This window comes from Alloalcanivorax xenomutans, assembly GCF_032810065.1.
Taxonomy (GTDB): domain Bacteria; phylum Pseudomonadota; class Gammaproteobacteria; order Pseudomonadales; family Alcanivoracaceae; genus Alloalcanivorax; species Alloalcanivorax xenomutans.
On record NZ_CP136538.1, the window covers coordinates 184,671 to 203,253 of the forward strand.

The window sequence follows — 18,583 nt, forward strand, 5'->3', positions numbered from 1 at the left end:
CCAAAACGTCAAAAGGGCAGCGCCAGGTCGGGGGACACCGCCCGGAGCTGATCACGGAACAGATCCTTGACCCGTTCCAGGGCCGCCGTGTCGCGACCCTCGAAGCGCATTTCCAGCACCGATTGTAAGGGGCAAAGCCTCACCACGCCCCACCCATCGGGAAATTCCACCCGCAGGCCGTCCACGGTGGCGGCGCGTCCACCGGGAAAGCGGCCGTCCGCGCGCAGCGCCGAGACCAGCGCCCGCCCCTGATCACCGGGGACCGGCAGCCGCAGCAGCGGGGTGCTGCGGCCGGTGGCGAGGCCGGCGAACACGGTGGCGCTGTCGCTCTCCTGCATGCTGAGAATCTCCAGCACCCGGGCCGCCGCATAGAAACCGTCGGCGAAACCGAACCAGCGATCCGCGCAAAACACCCGACCGGACCACTCGCCCGCCAGCGGCGCCCCCAAACGCAGGCGCTCCGCGGCGATATGGCGAGGGTCGGCGGCGCACAATACCGGGCGCCCGCCCTGTTTGCGAATCAGCGAGGGCAAAGCGCGGCTGCATTTTACGTCAAATAAAACGTCGGCGCCGGGGTGACGGCTCAACAGGTCCCGGGCCAGCAGCATCAGCACCTGATCGGAAGCCACTTCCCCGCCTTGATGATCCACCAGTGCCAGCGTATTTCCTCGCTGATCCAGGAGGATACCGACATCCGCGTTCTGTTCCGTCACCACGCGGCGCAGGGCATCGGCGGTCTTGGCCGGCACCACGGCGCAGCCCAGGCCATCGAACAGAGCGTGCGCCAGCGGCGCCAGTAGCGCGGGGGCGTGCAGGGCCAGCCGTAGAGGCCGGGCCAGAACGATATCGTCACGAAGCTGGCGCAAGTAGGTGTCGAAGGGCGCTGGCTCGGGATCGGCCCGCCGCGAGGAAGCGGCCACGGTGCCAGCACTGTAGCGGCGCAGGGTGTCGAGATCGTCCTGGCCTGGTTCCTGTCCGTCCAGTACCGGGATCAGCCGCCAGCGATCGCCGTTCTTGTGGACGTACAGACCTTCGCGGACGGCGCCGGTTTCCAGCCCGTGCCGCCACAGCGGCTCGGCGCAGGGCGTCTGGTCCCGGGTTTTCAGGCCTTCCACCAGAATGCCGCCGCGCAGCGCGTCGAGCACGGCGTCGGCGCCCTCAGAATCATCGCTGGCCAGGCACAGGGCGGGGGCGTGCCTGTCCCGGGCCAGAGCGGCGAAGGCGCTGCCCAGGCGCGCCAGCAGCTCGGGGTCCGCCTTGAGAACAAGGCCGTCGCCGCTGAACACATCGTCCGGCAGCGGCGGCTGAGTGACCGCTGGCGCCGCCGGTTTGGGCGCGGCCGGTTCGCGGCGTCGCGGTTTGGGAGCGCTGCCCTGCCTCACCGGTTCCGGCGGCTCCGGGCGCCGCGTCATCAGCCTGGGCAGCACCAATGACAACAGGACCAGGCCGAGCCCCAGACCACCGGGCAGAAGCCAGGCGGTTAGCGGCGGCGGCGGCGGTGGCCTATCCAGCCGTACCGTAAAGGTGCCCTGGGTGGCCTCTCCGGAAGCCATATTTGTGCCATGAAGAGCGATGCCATGAAGGGCGGAGGGCTGGCCGCGTCGGGCCAGGGTGACCTCGTCCTGGATCAGGCGCACCTGGGCGCCCCGGGGCAGGCGCTGATCAAGCTGGCGCATCCAGGGCGCGAGATCCTGCTGGATGATCAGGGCGCCGCCGGACACCGCCCGTCCCGCCAGCAGTGCCGGAGACTCGCCGCCGCGTCCGATCACCAGAGCGCGCCCGCTCCCTTCATGAAGCCGTTGCAGCAGATCCTGTTCGGTGAAACTGAGCGCGTCGGTGGCGGCGATATCCGGCACGATGCGTAAGCGGCCGTCGCGAAACCAGTCGGCATCGGAAACTTGCGCTTGCGCCAGCGCGCGCTGGACCGGGACTTCGCCGGGCAGGCGGGTCAGTCTGTCCTCGAGCCGTTGCGCCCGGTTCCACAGGTCGCGCGCCCATTCCCGGGCCAGGCCCTGCGCATCGGCTTGCGCGGTTTGCCATTGCCGTTGCTGGATCTGCTGATGGAAATAAACGGCCTGGACGGCGGCGAGCGCCAGCCCCACCAGTAAAGCGAACAGAACGAAGGGCCGCGATGGGCGCGCGCCGGCGCCGTCGGCCTTGCTGTTGAACATGGTGTCCCCCCCTTTTTTGTACACTTGAACGACGATGTTCAAGCAACAACGCCGGCGGCCCCCACCGCCGGCGTTCGCGCCCGGCCCGCATTGGAATGATGTCATGCGCGGGACGGGCAGGTGCGGGTCTTATTGTCGGCCACTGTGGCCGAAACCGCCGCTACCCCGTTGGCTTTCTGTGAACTGCTCCACCTGCTGCCAGACCACCTGCTGCACCGGCACGATCACCAACTGCGCCACTCGCTCACCAGGCTCCAGGGTGAAAGCGTTTTGCCCCCGGTTCCAGCAGGACACCATCAATTCGCCCTGGTAATCGGAGTCGATCAGCCCCACCAGATTACCCAGCACGATGCCGTGCTTGTGCCCCAGTCCGGAGCGTGGCAGCACCAGGCCGGCGTAACCGGGATCGGCGATATGAATCGACAGACCGGTGGGCAGCAAAGTGGAATCGCCCGGCGCCAGGGTGATGGACTCGTCCAGCATGGCGCGCAGATCCAGGCCGGCGGAGCCCTCGGTGGCGTAATGAGGCAAGGGGATGGTGTCGCCCAGACGCGGGTCGAGCACTCGATATTGCAGGTTCATGTGTTATCCCGGGTTGATGACGAAACTGTCAGTCCTTGTACCGTATCGCGATCAGCTCGATCAATTGCTTGGCGATCTGTCGCTTGGACGCCAGCGGCAGCACTTTGTGGCCGCCGGGCCAGATCACGGTCAGGGCGTTATTGTCGCTGTTGAAACCCACGTTGCTGCCGGACACATCGTTGGTGGCGATCATATCCAGCTTCTTGTTGGTCAGCTTGCCCTGGGCGTAGCTGATCACATCCTGGGTTTCCGCGGCGAAGCCCACGGTGAAGGGGCGTTTGTCGTGGCTGGCCACCGCGGCGATGATGTCCGGGTTCTTCACCAGGGTCAGGTGAATCTCCTCGGTGGACTTCTTGATCTTGTGGTCCGCGGTCACCGTCGGCCGGTAGTCCGCCACGGCGGCGGTGGCGATGAACACATCGCAACCCTGCTCCACCACGTCCATGCTGGTCTCGTACATGTCCTGGGCACGCACCACATCGATGCGATGCACCCGCTCCGGGGTCGGCAAGGCCACCGGGCCGGCGATCAGCGTGACCCGGGCCCCCGCTTCCGCCGCCGCTTCCGCCAGGGCGAAGCCCATCTTGCCGGAGCTTTTGTTGGTCAGATAACGCACCGGGTCGATCGGCTCGCGGGTGGGGCCGGCGGTGATCACCACATGCCTGCCGGTGAGCAGATCGTAATTAAAGATATCCGCGGCCTGCCGGATGATCTCTTCCGGCTCCAGCATGCGGCCCGGGCCCACTTCACCACAGGCCTGGTTGCCGGAGCCGGGGCCGAAAATGTGGATGCCCTTTTCCTGCAGGATCAGCTGATTCTTCTGCGTGGCGCTATCCGCCCACATCTGCTGGTTCATGGCCGGGGCGATGGCGATCGGAGCGCCGGTGGCCAGGCACAGCGTGCTCAGCAGGTCGTTGCCATGGCCGTGGGCCAGACGGGCGAGGAAATTGGCGGAGGCCGGGGCGATCAGGATCAGGTCGGCCCAGCGCGCCAGCTCGATATGTCCCATCGCCGCCTCGGCGCGGGGGTCGAGAAGATCGGTGTGCACCGGTTGCCCGGACAGCGCTTGCATGGTCAGCGGCGTGATGAACTCACAGGCACCCTGGGTCATCACCACGCGCACCTCGGCGCCGGCGTCCTGCAGGCGGCGGACCAGATCCGCCGCCTTGTAAGCGGCGATACCGCCGGTGACGCCGAGAAGAATTCGCTTACTAATCAAACGTTGCATACTGTATTTCCGTACAGTAGTTTGGGGTGGACGCTTTCGCAGTGTATGCCCAATGCCTGGCGGTGACAAACGGGCCAGAGGGCGGCGATTGGCGTCGGCTAGCAGGGCACTAAACCATCATCACGGAGGATATCCAATGGCAATAACGGACTGGCCGGAAAACGAACGCCCGCGGGAAAAGCTGCTGCAGCGGGGGGCGGCGGCACTGAGTGACGCGGAACTGCTGGCGGTGCTGTTGCGTACCGGCGTGCGGGGCTGTTCCGCGGTGGACCTGGGGCGGAATCTATTGAATGAGGCCGGCGACCTGCGAGCCTTACTGGAGCTGCCTCCGGAGCGCATGCGGCGTATGCGGGGGCTGGGAGGCACCCGCCTTACCCAGTTGCTGGCGGCGTTGGAGATCAGCAAGCGCTATATGGCTCTCGAGAAGAAAAGGGCGATCACCCTTAGCGAACCGGAGCCGGCCGCGCGCATGTTCATGTCGGAGTTGCGCGGGGAGCCCAGTGAGGTGTTCGCGGTACTGTTCATGGACAACAAGAACCGCATGCTGGGCTTCGAGAAGCTGTTCCGTGGCACCGTGGACGCCGCCGCCGTCTACCCGAGGGAAGTGGTGCGGCGGGCGCTGGACCATAATGCGTCCAGTATCATCGTCGGGCACAATCACCCCTCGGGCATCGCCGAACCCAGCCGCGCGGACCGCGATGTCACCCGCCGCCTCAGCGACGCCCTGAACCTGGTGGATGTCCGCTTACTCGATCACCTGGTGATCGGCGACAATCAGTGGGAGTCCCTGGGCCGCCTCGGCTGGCTGTAGCGGTGGGAAACCGGGGGGCAGGATTCGCCCCAGCAGGCTGGCTCCTACATGTGCTACGAAGCCGCTGTGGGAGCTGCCCTGGCGGCGAATACCGGTCCCGCCAGACCTCCCCCGTCCACCGCCATCGGCGTTTTCCGCTTGATCCCGGGGGCGGGGTCTGGTATAAAACGCGGCCTTATTCCGGGGCTGCCCCGCCCCTATGTGATCATCACGGGAGCAAGATCATGTCCAAGGTTTGCCAGGTGACCGGCAAGCGCCCGGTAACGGGCCACAACGTGTCCCACTCGAACATCAAGACCAAGCGTCGGTTCGAACCGAATTTGCACTACCACCGCTTCTGGGTGGAAAGTGAAAAGCGCTTTGTGCGTCTGCGCGTATCCTCCAAAGGCATGCGCATCATCGATAAGAAGGGTATCGACTCAGTACTGACCGATATCCGTGCCCGCGGCATTCGAGTTTAAGGAGCTGACCCATGGCCGGTCCGGTTCGTGAAAAGATTCGTCTGGTGTCCTCTGAAGGCACCGGTCATTTCTATACCACCACCAAAAACAAGCGTCTCCATCCGGAAAAGATGGAAACCAAAAAGTTTGATCCGGTGGTACGCAAGCACGTGATGTACAAGGAAGCGAAGATCAAGTAACGCTTCCCCAGCCTGGCACGGGGCGAACAAATAAAGGCCTGGTGGCACAAGCCGCCGGGCCTTTTGTTGTGCCCGCCAATTCGCCGCCGCTTCCCACGGAACCAACTACAAAGCCGTTGCTGCTGTAGGAACTTGCCCTGCAAGCGAATTCTCTTTGAGCCAAGGCTCCCAGCGCCTGTGTAACACCACCGGCCCGCGATCATAATTTTACCCCTGTCATCCTTGTTGACATATTGGCAACAAAAGCCTACCGTTGCCAATATGTCAACAGGAGTGACGATGCACGTTATTACGAAGCGCCCATTCAACGACGCGAGCAAGACCCACCCTAACCAAAAACGGGCTCTTGAAGATCTCTATCGGGTGCTTCGCAAAAGCGAGTTCGGTTCTCCAGAAGCGATGCGACGAGTGTTTCCGTCCCTGGATAACTTCAAGTACAAGGACAAATGGTGGGTCCTTGATGTGGGAGGTAATCATCTCCGGATCATAGCTTTCATTCAGTTTGTCCATAACCGCATGTATGTGAAGCACATCGTTACCCATGCGGAGTACGACAAGATCTGCAAACGATACGCGAAAGGAGCTTTATCATGACTGCTCTGGTGCTCAAGGAAGCCTGCCGCAGCTTCGCGCAAGCTGCGGCCCCCTTCATTCCTATTAAGGATGACGCTCACTACGAAGAAGCGTTGGAACTGATTGAGAGCCTGCTGGAGGAAGCGGAAGACTCCCCCGATGACCCTATCAATGCCGTCATCGATCTGCTTGCCCGCGCGGTCGAAACCTATGAAAACCAGAATGAAGAACTGGCCGCCTTCGAGAAACAGGCCATGGATCAGCCCGCGGATCGGGCCATGTTAAGGATGCTGATGGCGCAGCATCATCTCGGAACCGCCGACCTCCCCGAGATTGGCTCGAAATCCATGGTGTCCCGGGTTCTGTCGGGAGAGCGCGGCCTGAACAAGAATCATATCAAGGCACTGTCCCAGCGCTTTCGCATCGATCCGGGGCTCTTCTTCTGAGCCCCTCCCCAACCTCCCCGCCAGTAGGTTGAAGCCCAAAATATCACCGCATATTCATGGTCCGGGAATAAAACCGAAACCAAGCCCCGCCTTCCCTCCATCAAAAACCCACCCTTATGCAACCTTATGTAACCCTTTGTACGGCGCCTGCACCCATGTGACCTGCGCCTCAGCATGATTTTACATATTGCATATAGGAAATGTGACTGAGCGCACTTTTTCATAATGACAAAATGACATTATTTCATTTGGAGTCAGGTTTTTGCACACTCAAAACAACTCAGTGCGTATTCGAAAAATGTAAAATGCAGACGGGGAGGTGCCAAGGGAATCGGGGGCTAAGCAAAACCACTTATCGCATGCCACCGGCCGATTATCTTAAGAGCGGATCTGTAAGTGATTGAAATTGCTACGTGTATTTACGCAGTATGCACAAAGTAGAACTTGTGACGAACGTCACAACACGCCTACGATCGAAGCTGAAAGGTGCCCCTGTCTGGGGGGGCAATCAAAAACCGCAAGGGAGCGCTTTAAAATGAAAATGATCCAATCCTTTAATACCGCCATTCAATCCTTGATGGTGCGTCTCTTTACCCAAATGCCAACCCGTAGTAATCGCCAGCGTGGGGCTAGTGCGTTGGAATATATCGTCCTGGCTGCTGGTCTAATTCTGATTATTGGAGCTGCTGTTGCTTATTTAAATAGCACTGACATCTTAGGAACAGCTTTTGAAGATTTGTTCACGAATGCAAAAAGTGAGGTGGGCGGTGGAACAGGCGGTGGTGGAACAGGCGGTGGTGAATAATTAATCAAGCGAAAAGTGGCAGATGGGTTGGCTAACATGATGGTAAGGAAAAATCGAGGAGCAACAACGGTAGAGTTTATTTTGCTGTTCCCTTTCATCATGGCCATGCTTTACGCCGCTGCGGTCTACGGCATCACGTTCTTTGCGAAGTATCAAATGCAAGATGCCGTGGACCGTGCGGTGGCGGCGGCGCTTCATGTGGATCGCTCCGCTTATGCAGCTGACGAGATAACGGTGGAGGTGACGTCACGGGCGGGAGAGGCATTGGTTGGTTTGAAAGAGGGTTTGCCTGGTCCGCTCGTTGACGTCTGCACAACGAAGCCCATCGGTGGCATTGAAATGGTGGTGTGCTCGCTCACCTATCCGAGCTTTAAAGAAAACCCGATCGTTCCGAGTTTGAATTTTGGCTGGCTGGGTAAATTTCCACCTTTGCCGGAAAGTTTAGAGGTCTCGGCAAGGGCGGCATTTTAAGTCAACCAGATTTGAATTCGAATCAGGACCATCCCGGAGGGGGACATGGGAACTCGAGTGTTATACGCGCTGCCGGCGCTGTTGCTGGCGGCTTTGGCTCTGATCCTGGCCTTGGTGGGATTAAGCCGCGAACCAGAACCGGCACCGCCGGGTGCGTCGCCCTCACAGCACGCGGAGGAGGCGCGCTCCAAATCGGCGTCCATGCATCGATACTGGGCTTTGGCTCAGGCGGTGCCGGCTGGGGAGCCGCTTACCGAAAATATGCTGGTGGAGGTGTCGTCAGCGTCACCGTTGCCTGACGGCCTTGGTGCGGATCAGGATCTCGTAGGTAAGTCACTTAAGCGAGACGCACGAGCCGGGGAAATACTGACTCAGCGCCATTTCGATGACAGCGGCCGGCCTCTGCCGGACGTGGTGCCGGAAGGCTTCCGCGCCTTGGCTATTTCCGTTGATAACGTGGTTGGTGCCGGTGGTTTGCTGCAACCAGGCGATCGGGTGGATGTTCTTTCCGCTTTTAAACGTGGTGGAGACAAAAAAAGCCCCGCCGCCCTGGTGATACAAGAGGACCTGGAGGTCCTGGCAGTGCATGGTGAGTTGGCGGATGGTCCTCCACAAAAAGAAGAGGACCGGCGGCGTAACGCCAATAACACAGTGGTGCTAGCGGTGCCGGAAGAAAAAGTTACCGGTCTGCTTCTGGCTTCCACGGAGAGTACCTTACGTCTGGCGGTGGTCGGGTCTGGTGTTCGCGCCAGTGTTGAAGATGACCCGTTACCTGCTGAAGACGGGGAGCAAGCTGAACCCGTGTTGGCGAACAACGGCACGGAAACGGAACCCACAGCAAAACCCTTCTATCTCGAAGACTTCTTCCCTAAAGAAAAGCAGCCTGCCAGAGCACCGGTGGTGCGCCGGTCACCCGGTCATCGGGTACAGGTATTCGAGGGATCCGAAGCGAGGAGCACCTATGTACGCTAAATACGGGCTGCGCCTGCTGCTGGGCGGGCTGATGACATTAATGACGTTGCTGGTTCAGGCCGATGACAGCCTGTCACCGTCCACCACCTTGGCTCCGGGGGATCAGAAAGTTCTGGCTTTCCCGTCCCAAGTCACCAAAGTGGCGACCTCTGATCCGGAGGTGGCGACCCTCACTGTTAGCGGCACCCAGGAACTGCTGTTGACGGCAAAAAAGGAAGGGTCGGCGGAGTTGACTGTCTGGTTGAGAGGCAATGATAAGCCTTTGCGCAGTGTGGTAGTGGTTGCCACTACCCAGGGTGCTGCCCTGCCTTTCGGCACCCAGGTGCAAACCGAAATTCGTGTGCTGGAAGTCAATCGTTCCGAGCTGAACAGTCTGGGTGTGTACTACGCCAACTTGTTCAATGGCGGCGACACGGCGATCGGGGTATCCCCCCCTGGAAATGGTTTTCGAGGTTTTCCCGGCACGGGAAGCGCCCAGGCAGGGCTGAGTAATGACGGATTCAGCCTGTTTCGTATCGGCGCTAACTCACTGACCATTATCGACGCCCTGGAGTCCGGTGGGTTCGCCTATACGTTGGCCGAACCCTCCTTGACCAGCCTGAGTGGCCAGAGTGCGTCATTCCTGGCCGGCGGTGAATTTCCCGTACCGACTCGTAACGACAACAATGGCGTACAGATTGAATATAAAGAGTTTGGTGTCGGCGTAACGCTTACACCCACAGTTATCAATGGTCAGCAGATCATTCTCAAGGTGGCACCGGAAGTCAGCGAACTGGATTATTCAGCAGGCGTGCAAACCGGAGGGGTCCAAGTCCCAGGGTTGCGTGTCCGCCGCTCTGAAACCACGGTGTCTCTGGCACCTGGAGAGACCTTTATTATCAGCGGATTGGTCAGCCGCAGCACCGTCAATAGCAGTGACCGAATTCCGGGACTGGGAAATATTCCCATTCTGGGGGCGTTCTTCCGCTCCAGCCGTATTTCCCGGGATGACAAAGAGCTGGTCATGGTGGTGACGCCGCACCTGGTAACGCCGCGCAAGCCTTCGGATCCGCCTCTCGTTTTGCCTGGTGTTGGTTATCGGGAAAGCAGCACCGGTTGGTTCGACATGGCCACGGAGCCCCGTCGTGGCTCACGTCCCATTCGTCACGGAGTGAGTTGGTGAGCGCTATGGCGGACAATGAGATCATCCTGTCAGCAATCGATGATACCAGCCTCAGAACCTGGTTGGATCGGGTGGTGGACAACAGTTTCCGCATGGAATTTGTTGGCCGCTCTGATGTCGGGCGAGTGTTGCGTCTTCTGGAAGCAACCACGGCGCACGTAGTTCTGGTTGAGGTCAACGAAGAAGAGCTGAATCAGTCCCTGGCCATTATTACGGCACTGACCAGTGCCCGCCCCTGGCTGACCGTAATCACCGTATGTGCTCGTTCGAACCAGGAGTTGTTGCTGCAGAGCATGAGAGCTGGCGCAAGGGATTGTCTGGTTGCCGGGCAGGATGCCACGGAGGTTCGTGATCGGCTTCGCCGTCATCAATTGGTCCGTGCGGGGCATTACGACGATGAGAATCGCTCTACTACCGGTAACCTTATTCTGGTCACTGGGGCGGATGCTTCCGTTGATACCCGTTTTTTGACCCAGAATCTGGTAATTGAACTGAGCCGGCGAGACCCGAAAAGCCGTACTCTGGCTATTGATACACAATCCGAACGTGGCTGCTTTTATCTGGACAGCCGCAGCCAATACACGTTGGAGAACTTGCTGGCGAGCCCTGAGACGCTGGATGAAACGCTGATCAATACGGCGCTGGAGGAGTTTCGACCGGGGCTTCGTCTTCTGGCTGGAGGCCAGGCGGAGCATCACCTCGGCGGGGATCGCAGCGCGGACCTGTTCATTGCTTTGAATGGCTTGATGCAGATGTTCGATCGCATCGTGGTGAATATCGGCAACCTGCATAGTGAGCATTGGATCCGAGCGCTGGGCATACACACGCAGCACCTTCTGGTCGCCATTCATCCTTTGGTGGATCACGCCCATGCTGCCCGCGGGTTGATCAGCGATTGGCGTTCGCATATCGGTAGCCAGGGGCAAATGAAGGTGGTAGTGGACGGATACGTAAACGGCGTCCCCCCATCCAGTGATGAGTTGGCGGAGACCTCGGGTGCCCCCCTTGCCGGCACCCTGCCGATGGACTGGAAATATCGTGTCCTGGCGATCAATTCCGGCCAAACCATGCAAGATCAGGCTCCACGTTCTTCTTACTGTCGTCAGATGGCGTCGCTGCTGACGAAGTTGGGAGAACGTGATTTACCACAGAATCAAAGCGGCGGCTGGTTGCGTCGGGTTATGGCCAAGGCCTAGGAGTAACGTGTGACGGGGCGCATTGACCAGGAGTATCAAACGCTCAAGGACCACACGCACAGGTGGGTGGTAGAGCGGCTTGATGAAGCAGGAATCGAAGTTGGCCGTGCCACTCGGGAGCGCTTGGCCGAATTCACTCGAGGGCAGATCTCCCACTATATTGCTCAAAATCGTGTCCCGCTTTCCACTCAGGACCTGAACCAACTGATCCGGGATACGTTGGACGAAGTTACCGGCTTTGGTCCGCTGGAGCCGCTGCTGGCGGATGATCGTGTCAATGACATCCTGGTCAACGGACCAAACCAGGTATTTGTAGAAATAGGTGGCGTTCTGCAACACGCCCGGGCCCGGTTTATCAACGACGAACATGTGTTACGAATTATCCGCCGGATGTTGGCGCCGCTAGGGAGAAGGCTGGATGAAGCCAGCCCGATGGTCGACGCCCGGCTTCCTGACGGCTCTCGCGTTAATGCGGTTATTCCCCCTTTGGCTTTGGAAGGGCCCACATTAAGTATCAGAAAGTTCACCGGTAACCATCTCAGTGCCAAGGACCTGATAGAAAAAGGGTCCATGACCGAAGCCTGTCTTGATGTTTTGATCCGAGCGGTGGAGTCGGCTCGTAATATTATTGTCAGCGGTGGTACGGGCACGGGTAAAACCACCATGCTCAATCTCATCAGCCAATACATTCCTCGCCAGGAACGAATTCTGACGATCGAGGATTCCGCTGAGCTGGTTTTGAATCACCCTCATGTGGTGAGACTTGAGACCCGCCCGGCCAATACCGAGGGCCGGGGGCGGATTACCGCCCGCGATCTGGTGATCAACGCTCTGCGTATGAGGCCTGACCGAATCATTCTTGGTGAGGTGCGTTCCGGGGAGATCATCGAGTTGCTTCAAGCCATGAACACGGGGCACGAAGGGTCGATGAGTACGATTCACGCAAACAGCACCAGGGACGCCTTGGTGCGGATTGAAACCCTCCTGGCCGTGAACGGATATGATGCCAGTGAAAAAGCAATTGGTCGGCTGATCGGATCGGCCCTGGATATCATTATTCAACTGGTTCGATTGCCGGACGGGCGCCGCCGGGTTTCTGAAGTTGTGGCGCTGTCGCCAACCAGCGACAACCCTTACAACATGGACTATCTGTACCGGAGTGAAGACCATGAGCACGTTTAATTGGTTGGTGGCTTCACAGATTCTGGCGTTCATAGCATTGGCTGTTGTTGCTTTGCAGTGGCTCTGGTTCAACTTACGAGAGCAGCGCCAGATCAAGGAGGCGGTGGAGAGGCGTCTTGCTCTGGGCTCTGAGAGTGGGGCGGCTCCACCCGTGGAGCAAGTGCTCATAGGTAAGCTGGAGCGTTTGCTGGTTCCGGCCGGTATTCGTTTGTCGGACAGTCAGTTAGTACTGGTTGGCGCCTTCCTTTCCGCATTGGTATTGGCCGTGCTCTTCGTCAAGGGAACGGTAGCGGCGCTGGTTGCTCTGGTTTTGATGGTGATGGCATTACTGCTCTACTGGAAGTTCCGCTTTGAGCAACAGCGCCGCCGAATCAATGAGGAATTGCCCGGTATTATGGAAACGGCCTTGCGCTATATGGATGCGGGTCGATCACTCGAGCAATCTCTTGTGGAATCGTTTCGGGAAGCGCATCCGGTGTTTGACCCCTTGGCGTTTCGGTTGCGCAGCGCGGTGGAAGCGGGGCGGGATTACACTTCTCTATTCGAGGACTTCTCCTCCCTATATCGAATTCCGTCGTTAATCCTGGTTTCCATTGCGCTCAGGACTTCAGCTCGCTTCGGCTCGTCGATACGACCTGTCATGCAGCAGGTGGCGAGCTCTCTTCGGTCCCAACAGGAGTTGCGTCGTGAGTTCATGGCGGCCACCTCGGAAACCCGCTTTACTGCGGGGGCTTTTGCGATTATCCCAATGGGACTGGCGGCCTATATGATACTGATGAACGAGAGTTACTCGGAAATTCTCCTGAAAACCAGTACCGGTAACACCATGCTGGTAGTTGCTGGCGTCTTTCAGGGGCTGGGTATCCTCGTCATCCTCAAAATGATTCAGGGGGTGGGCCGTGTCTAACGGATGGTTTATCGCTTCCGCAGTGCTAGCCCTTGTGGCTGGCGGTTGGGTCATCCTGAAAAGCCGGGAGTGGGAAAGCCGGGCGCGGATTAGCGGTCGCATGCGGACCTCTCCCGATAGCACTGAAGATGCCTCCTCGCGAAATGCCTTTGAAAAGCTGGCCTGGCGTCTTGCCAACTCCCCGTTAACCCGTGACGACTTCTTGGAAATACAGCATGCGGTTTTCGCTATGGGAAGGAGCGCCGGCAGCGCCCAGCTAATTTATTTCTTCTACTGTTGGGTTATGCCAGCGGTAGCGATCTTCTTGGGATTTGCGTTTCTGGGGATTCTTGGCGGCATGCTTTGCGCTGCCGCGGCTTTCATCTTGCCCAGACGCATTATTCGGGGTATGGGCCGGTCCGCCGAGAAACAACAGAACCGCGAGGCCGTGGAGTTGTGCCATATGACTCGAATGCTGATGGAAGCAGGACTCTCTCTTGAGAGGGTAATGAGAATGATCGCCGCCCAGGCGCGCCCCCTGATGCCAAAGCTGGTTCTTAGAATTGATCGTTTCAACCGCCTTATGGAATCGGGGGCGGAGCGAAATCAGGCTCTCGATGAGTTAGGGGAAAACCGCAGTATTCCGGTTCTTCGCAGCTACGTGATGCTAATGAAGCAAAGTAGCCAATTGGGCGCTGGAGTGTCCTCGAGTCTGGAACAGATCATTTTGGAGGCCCGCGATGTGGAGCGCTCCAAGCTTAAGGAAGAAACCAATCGAATTGGGGCCAAGATTACGGTGGTCATGATGGTTTTCATGCTGCCGGCGCTGTTCATCATTATCGGCGGGCCGGCGGTGATCTCCATCGCCGACGCCCTGTCTCGCTAGCCGAAACATAAAGAGAGAAACTGCGATGTGTAATAGCAGATGGAAGAAAGGGATGCATAAAGCGATGGGGGTTATGGCGGTGGCTGTGCTGGCCTCGGGATGCGCGAGCAAGCCGGTATCAGGGCCTGTCACGGCGGCGGATCGAGTGGACCTGGGCCGAATTAGCTGTGACGAGGTGGTGCAGCCGGAGCAACAGGTACAAATTGAAATGATCGATTCTCTGATGTCCAGGGATCGAGATCATGCTGCCCTGGCAAAGCTGGAGGATCAGCCTTTGAGTTCCGTGGAGCATTGGTTGCGCTATGGTCAGCTCAAGGCAGCGACGGGGTCCTTGGATCAGGCAGCTGAGGTGTTCAATGCCCTTGTGGACCGCTGCGGTACCGGTGAGAGTCATCACGGGCTCGGTATGGTACTTCTTAAACAGGATGATGTTCTCGGTGCGCTCGATCATCTGAAGATAGCGAGAGACCGGGCACCGGCGTCGTCCCAAGTGCGCAACGATTATGGCTATGTCCTGATGCTGGTTGGTCGTTACGACGAAGCGGCTTATGAACTCAGAACCGCCATGGAGCTTTCCAATGGCCAGGGGCCGGTTCGGCAAAATCTGGCAGTGGCGTTTCTGTTGACGGATGATGAAGACGGCCTGAAATGGATGAAGAGAGAATACGAGTTTTCCGCCGATGAACTGGCCTACGCCGAGCGTCTGGCCGGCCACTTTGTGAGGTGATCAAATGAAATACCTGATTCTGATATTAATGGCGGTTCCTGGATTATCGGTAGCTTCAGGTTTGGGGGATGAGAACGCCAAGTACCCCTCCGGTATGTCCGGCAGCCTGCATGGAGAGCAATCAAGAACCTATACCCGTGCCATGCTTAATAACCAGGCCAAATCCGGAGGCGCTGAAAAGAGCGAACTTGCTGCCCCTGTTTATGTGGATTCACAACGTCGGCTGGCGGAATCTTTCCGGCACTCGATCCCGGAAAGTTTCGGGGAGCAGACAAGAGGGGAAAATTAAGGATGAAACGCCAGCGCGGGGCTCTTACAGTCGTCACACCCCTCATTATTATTCTTATAGTGCTGTTTTCTGCGCTGGCACTGGATGGCGCTCGCCTCCTTTCAATGCAGAAAGAAATGCAAGCCCAGGCTAATGCAGCGGCGTTTGCTGCGGCTGGGTCAGCGTACACGTGTGGCGGTACAGACAGTAATGCAATGCGGGCTCTGGCCATTGATGCGGCAACTGCTCAGGGATTTGATAGTGGATCGGGGAGTATTCGGGTTCAACAAGGTGTAATAAAAGCGGATTCAGAAAAAGTCCTTGAATTTCGACGGACTGATAGTTTCGAGGAAACCAATGGTGTTGCTATTGAGATCGAAAGGGATGTGCCTATATCGTCACTTTTGCCAGAAGCTGTACTCGGCCGAATAAATTTAGTGTCAAGGGCTGCGGCCCGGAAGGAGGTCTATGCTACCTTTTTTACTGACTCTAATACCTTGGCCCTTAATACGGCGGACTCCCCGGTTCTTTCCGCGTTGTTTAGGGGGTTGTTTGGCAAAGATGTGAATGTGGAAACACTGTCGCTAGATAGCCTTTCAGGAACTCTTGTCTCGCTGGACTCCTTGTTGGGGGCAATCAATGATGAATCGAATGGTATCCTCAATCCTGTGCTTGAGGATTTGGGTGTTGGTGATCTGCTGGAGATAGATGTTCCCGCTGAAATACTTATCAGTGCTTTGGGGGCTGTTTCAAATTTGACGGGTGATGCAGTTTCGGAACTTGATTCTGCCATAGCGTTACTGGGTGTGGATACTAATCTCAGACTCTCTGATGTTATCTATGTTTTGGGGCAAGGTGCGGTAGACTCTGGAGCAGAAATTCCTGTTTTAAGTATGTTGAACAGCATCGTGCTCAACTTAGCGAACAAGCTGGATAAGCCTATATCTCTAGATCTGGATGGGCTTACGTCAAGTTTAGGGTTGGGGGATGTTTTGGGGTTAAATGTGGAGATCGATGTTAATCAGGCACCCAAAATAGTAGTGGCGCCAGCCAGAAAAGTCGATGGCCAATGGCTGGGTGAGTCTACGGGAGAGGATATAACCATCAGGCTGGGGTTAATACTGGATTTAGCCCCCAATACTGAATTTCTGAATTTTGTCGCGATTGTGCCGTTGGAAATTAGCACGGGCGCAGCTAAAAGTACTCTCGTGGGCGCCAGATGTGCTTCTGGAAGTAATAATAATGTGGATTTTGATTTTGATATCGGACGATCAGTGTTGAGAGTTGCAACTTATGAGTACGCTGGTGACAATTCGTGTTATGGCAGCTCACTTTCCAGATCGGGAATTTGTGCAAAAATTGGCTTGTCGTTCCCATCATCTGGGATTGGGGAGGACTATATGCCAGACCCTTTACAAATCGGGTGTCATGTCCGAAACCCATGCCTATCGAACTACAACTGGGACCCAGGCCCTTCATGTAGTAGGCCGCGCCTTTTTCAGTCCCCTGTTTCTGGTAATAGAGGTGGGTGGTGCAGATATGATCAAGATGCGGACTTTGAACTAAATTTGGTAAATACAATTATTAATGTCGGAAATATTGAGCCGGAAGCCACTTTGCCTAAACCTCTTTTGATAACGAAGGTTCCGTTATCGGATGATGAGGCTCCCGCTGATCTTCCCGCGGAATGTGAATATGAAGAGTCCGCCCGGCAGGTTACTTGCACTTTAGGCTTGCAAAGTGGGCAGGTACTGGCCGATAGCCTAAATAGTCTCTTGGGTACAATTGATATTGAAGAGTTAGACCTGCTGGGTATTCCTCTTGCTGATCCCTTGGCTTTCATTGTTGATGCCTTAAGTGGGATCGTTGACATCGTGGTCGGTCCGATTCTGGAGTATGTTCTTGGTCCGCTTTTGGATTTTCTCGGCGTTAGTTTGGGGCAGGCGAAATTGAACTTGCTAAAATCGGAGCAATCAACGGTACAGTTGCTTCAGTATTGCGGTCCGGAAGGTTGCTAATATCAGTGCTGGCTTGGACATCATAGGGGGAAGTCTTGAATGTTTGGGGTCAAGTCTTGCCCTTTGCCTCCAGCCCGAGATGTGCTGGGGTCAAGCCTTGCCTTTTGCCTCAAGCCCCGCACCTTGTTGTCATTCAACGAATTTCTCGATCACCGAGTCGGCACCGATCAGCGGTATGATCCGTACCAACGCCTGCTCCAAAATGCCGTCTTCGGCTTTGGTAATAAATTTGGCTTTCCGGTCTTTCCAGGACAGCGTTTGAATCAGGCTTGCGGTAACGACGTACGGCTGGTCGAGATTGTCCACCGGGACTTCCGTGGCGCCGCCCCGGATGCTGGTGCTGATGGGGCGGCAGATAACCAGCCCGGTTTGTTGGTTATATCCCTTTGATGACAGCACCAGGGCAGAGCGGTATTTGCCAATCTCCTTGCCTTTGGAGAGCTCGGAATCCAGCCAGATAATATCATCGCGTTCCGGGGTATACGTTTCTTTCGGCATTAGTCCCCCAATTCGCCGCCTGAAGGTGAGGCCAATTCGTCAGCGTGTGCGGTATGGGCATTGAGACCGGTAATCAGGTCCGCCTCGCTGAACGGCAATTTAACCCGCCCAGACAGCTTTCCCGCAGCTTCAATGACAATACGGCCCTCTTCCACCCCGGGCTGGCGATGCTTAAGTGCGCCTGGGCCAGAATACGGCTGGTCAGTCGCACGGCTGCGCTGTTGCCCCACTGTTTGATCTCGCTTTGTATGGTGTCATTTGGCACGGTGAGTACCTATTCCTGTTCCGGCCGTGTAGATACATTAGTGATAACGCTAGCCCGTCGGGAGCCGGGGGTATCAACATTTGTATCTACTTATGGCATCGAGATCGAGTCTTGTCTTGGGCTCGGGCCTCCATCGTCATTGAATGAGTCTTTCGCCGGACGGAGCCGGAGCCCGAAACTTCGGAATCTTGATTTGTCTCAGTGGTTCATTTGTGACTACAGTGGCACCATATCCGTACAAGAGACTCGCAATGCGTGCTGACACCTATGTCCGGGCCCGGATATCCACGGAAACCAAGGAACGCGCCACTGCTGCCCTGGATCGTATGGGGCTCAGCGTTTCCGATGCCATTCGCCTGTTGATGCTGCGAGTCGCCGAGGAGGAGCGCTTGCCGTTCGCCGTGGCCGTGCCCAACAAAACCACTCGGAACGCCATGCGCGAGTTGGACGCTGGTAAAGGCAAACGGCTGGATAATGCCGAAGAGCTTTTCGAGGATCTAGGGCTCTGACGTGCCCACATCGAGCCGGATTGGCTGCTGATATACCGTATTGACGGCGACGAGTTGCAGCTGGCCCGGACTGGCACCCATGCTGACTTGTTCGATGAATGAAGGAGGCGAACCGTCGTTATCCGCTGAAGGAGGAAGATTGGTGATCCCCCCGCTTGAACCAGAAGCCGAATCATTAGAGGCATTGCTGGAAAGGTCTTCCCCCGAGCAGTTTCGAGTGGAGGAAGATGAGGTTTGGCTCAACGCCGAGGCCGTAGGTAGTGAGAGCGCCTGAGCGGTAATCCTAT

At 57.3% G+C, this 18,583-nt stretch carries 22 protein-coding genes; 18 read left to right on the plus strand and 4 right to left on the minus strand.

Going from position 1 to position 18,583, the window contains the following annotated elements:
- Positions 1-8: 8 nt before the first annotated feature.
- The 3 genes from RYH70_RS00900 to coaBC form a co-directional block, all read right to left on the minus strand.
- Complete coding sequence (locus tag RYH70_RS00900) at positions 9-2,171, minus strand: phosphohexomutase domain-containing protein (RefSeq protein ID WP_317009631.1); 2,163 nt, start codon at positions 2,169-2,171, stop codon at positions 9-11.
- Positions 2,172-2,300: 129 nt separating this feature from the next.
- The gene (gene dut / locus RYH70_RS00905; protein ID WP_055098897.1) at positions 2,301-2,753 is read right to left on the minus strand and encodes a dUTP diphosphatase; all 453 of its coding nucleotides are present in this window, start codon (positions 2,751-2,753) and stop codon (positions 2,301-2,303) included.
- 28 nt (positions 2,754-2,781) lie between these two features.
- Positions 2,782-3,981 (minus strand): bifunctional phosphopantothenoylcysteine decarboxylase/phosphopantothenate--cysteine ligase CoaBC, encoded by a 1,200-nt coding sequence (gene coaBC, locus RYH70_RS00910; protein ID WP_022996571.1) that lies wholly within the window; start codon positions 3,979-3,981, stop codon positions 2,782-2,784.
- A gap of 136 nt (positions 3,982-4,117) precedes the next feature.
- On the opposite strand from coaBC, the gene radC reads away from it, so the two are divergent.
- The 16 genes from radC (at position 4,118) to RYH70_RS00990 (ending at position 17,024) form a co-directional block, all read left to right on the plus strand.
- Positions 4,118-4,792, plus strand: coding sequence for a RadC family protein (gene radC, locus RYH70_RS00915; protein WP_317009632.1), 675 nt, complete (start codon positions 4,118-4,120; stop codon positions 4,790-4,792).
- A 224-nt stretch (positions 4,793-5,016) separates the two neighbouring features.
- Positions 5,017-5,253: a 50S ribosomal protein L28 gene (gene rpmB, locus RYH70_RS00920; RefSeq protein ID WP_014992560.1), complete on the plus strand. Its 237-nt coding sequence runs from the start codon at positions 5,017-5,019 to the stop codon at positions 5,251-5,253.
- A gap of 11 nt (positions 5,254-5,264) precedes the next feature.
- Positions 5,265-5,432, plus strand: a complete 168-nt coding sequence (gene rpmG / locus RYH70_RS00925; RefSeq protein ID WP_014992561.1) for a 50S ribosomal protein L33 — start codon at positions 5,265-5,267, stop codon at positions 5,430-5,432.
- A gap of 279 nt (positions 5,433-5,711) precedes the next feature.
- Positions 5,712-6,026 carry a type II toxin-antitoxin system HigB family toxin gene (locus RYH70_RS00930; RefSeq protein ID WP_284455667.1) on the plus strand — a complete coding sequence of 105 codons (315 nt, stop codon included), beginning with the start codon at positions 5,712-5,714 and terminating at the stop codon, positions 6,024-6,026.
- Positions 6,023-6,451 carry a helix-turn-helix domain-containing protein gene (locus RYH70_RS00935; RefSeq protein WP_082823769.1) on the plus strand — a complete coding sequence of 143 codons (429 nt, stop codon included), beginning with the start codon at positions 6,023-6,025 and terminating at the stop codon, positions 6,449-6,451. Before RYH70_RS00930 ends, RYH70_RS00935 begins: the two co-directional genes overlap by 4 nt.
- 535 nt (positions 6,452-6,986) lie before the next feature.
- On the plus strand, positions 6,987-7,256 hold the full coding sequence (locus RYH70_RS00940) for a Flp family type IVb pilin (protein ID WP_284455666.1): 270 nt from the start codon (positions 6,987-6,989) through the stop codon (positions 7,254-7,256).
- 36 nt (positions 7,257-7,292) lie between these two features.
- Positions 7,293-7,727 (plus strand): TadE/TadG family type IV pilus assembly protein, encoded by a 435-nt coding sequence (locus tag RYH70_RS00945; RefSeq protein WP_284455665.1) that lies wholly within the window; start codon positions 7,293-7,295, stop codon positions 7,725-7,727.
- Between the two features lie 45 nt (positions 7,728-7,772).
- Positions 7,773-8,699, plus strand: a complete 927-nt coding sequence (cpaB, locus tag RYH70_RS00950; protein ID WP_284455664.1) for a Flp pilus assembly protein CpaB — start codon at positions 7,773-7,775, stop codon at positions 8,697-8,699.
- Entirely contained in the window at positions 8,689-9,861 is a 1,173-nt protein-coding gene (locus RYH70_RS00955; protein ID WP_284455663.1) for a type II and III secretion system protein family protein, read from the plus strand. The genes cpaB and RYH70_RS00955 overlap by 11 nt, the downstream gene beginning before the upstream one ends.
- A 5-nt stretch (positions 9,862-9,866) precedes the next feature.
- Positions 9,867-11,057, plus strand: a complete 1,191-nt coding sequence (locus RYH70_RS00960) for an AAA family ATPase (RefSeq protein WP_284455662.1) — start codon at positions 9,867-9,869, stop codon at positions 11,055-11,057.
- Positions 11,058-11,066: 9 nt separating this feature from the next.
- Complete coding sequence (locus RYH70_RS00965; protein ID WP_133492736.1) at positions 11,067-12,239, plus strand: CpaF family protein; 1,173 nt, start codon at positions 11,067-11,069, stop codon at positions 12,237-12,239.
- Positions 12,226-13,146, plus strand: coding sequence for a type II secretion system F family protein (locus RYH70_RS00970; RefSeq protein ID WP_284455661.1), 921 nt, complete (start codon positions 12,226-12,228; stop codon positions 13,144-13,146). The genes RYH70_RS00965 and RYH70_RS00970 overlap by 14 nt, the downstream gene beginning before the upstream one ends.
- Positions 13,139-14,011, plus strand: a complete 873-nt coding sequence (locus RYH70_RS00975; protein ID WP_284455660.1) for a type II secretion system F family protein — start codon at positions 13,139-13,141, stop codon at positions 14,009-14,011. The genes RYH70_RS00970 and RYH70_RS00975 overlap by 8 nt, the downstream gene beginning before the upstream one ends.
- A gap of 52 nt (positions 14,012-14,063) precedes the next feature.
- The gene (locus tag RYH70_RS00980; RefSeq protein ID WP_284455659.1) at positions 14,064-14,738 is read left to right on the plus strand and encodes a tetratricopeptide repeat protein; all 675 of its coding nucleotides are present in this window, start codon (positions 14,064-14,066) and stop codon (positions 14,736-14,738) included.
- A gap of 4 nt (positions 14,739-14,742) precedes the next feature.
- Positions 14,743-15,027 carry a hypothetical protein gene (locus tag RYH70_RS00985; RefSeq protein WP_081706026.1) on the plus strand — a complete coding sequence of 95 codons (285 nt, stop codon included), beginning with the start codon at positions 14,743-14,745 and terminating at the stop codon, positions 15,025-15,027.
- Between the two features lie 2 nt (positions 15,028-15,029).
- Entirely contained in the window at positions 15,030-17,024 is a 1,995-nt protein-coding gene (locus tag RYH70_RS00990; RefSeq protein WP_317009633.1) for a hypothetical protein, read from the plus strand.
- Positions 17,025-17,153: 129 nt separating this feature from the next.
- Here the strand turns inward: RYH70_RS00990 and RYH70_RS00995 are convergent, their stop codons facing one another.
- Positions 17,154-17,522 carry a type II toxin-antitoxin system PemK/MazF family toxin gene (locus RYH70_RS00995; RefSeq protein WP_284455657.1) on the minus strand — a complete coding sequence of 123 codons (369 nt, stop codon included), beginning with the start codon at positions 17,520-17,522 and terminating at the stop codon, positions 17,154-17,156.
- Positions 17,523-18,038: 516 nt separating this feature from the next.
- Between RYH70_RS00995 and RYH70_RS01000 the strand changes: the two genes are divergently transcribed.
- Together RYH70_RS01000 and RYH70_RS01005 are read left to right on the plus strand one after the other, a co-directional pair.
- Positions 18,039-18,296: a type II toxin-antitoxin system RelB/DinJ family antitoxin gene (locus RYH70_RS01000; protein WP_317009634.1), complete on the plus strand. Its 258-nt coding sequence runs from the start codon at positions 18,039-18,041 to the stop codon at positions 18,294-18,296.
- 9 nt (positions 18,297-18,305) lie between these two features.
- Positions 18,306-18,398, plus strand: coding sequence for a type II toxin-antitoxin system YafQ family toxin (locus RYH70_RS01005; protein WP_081706032.1), 93 nt, complete (start codon positions 18,306-18,308; stop codon positions 18,396-18,398).
- Positions 18,399-18,583: the final 185 nt, after the last annotated feature.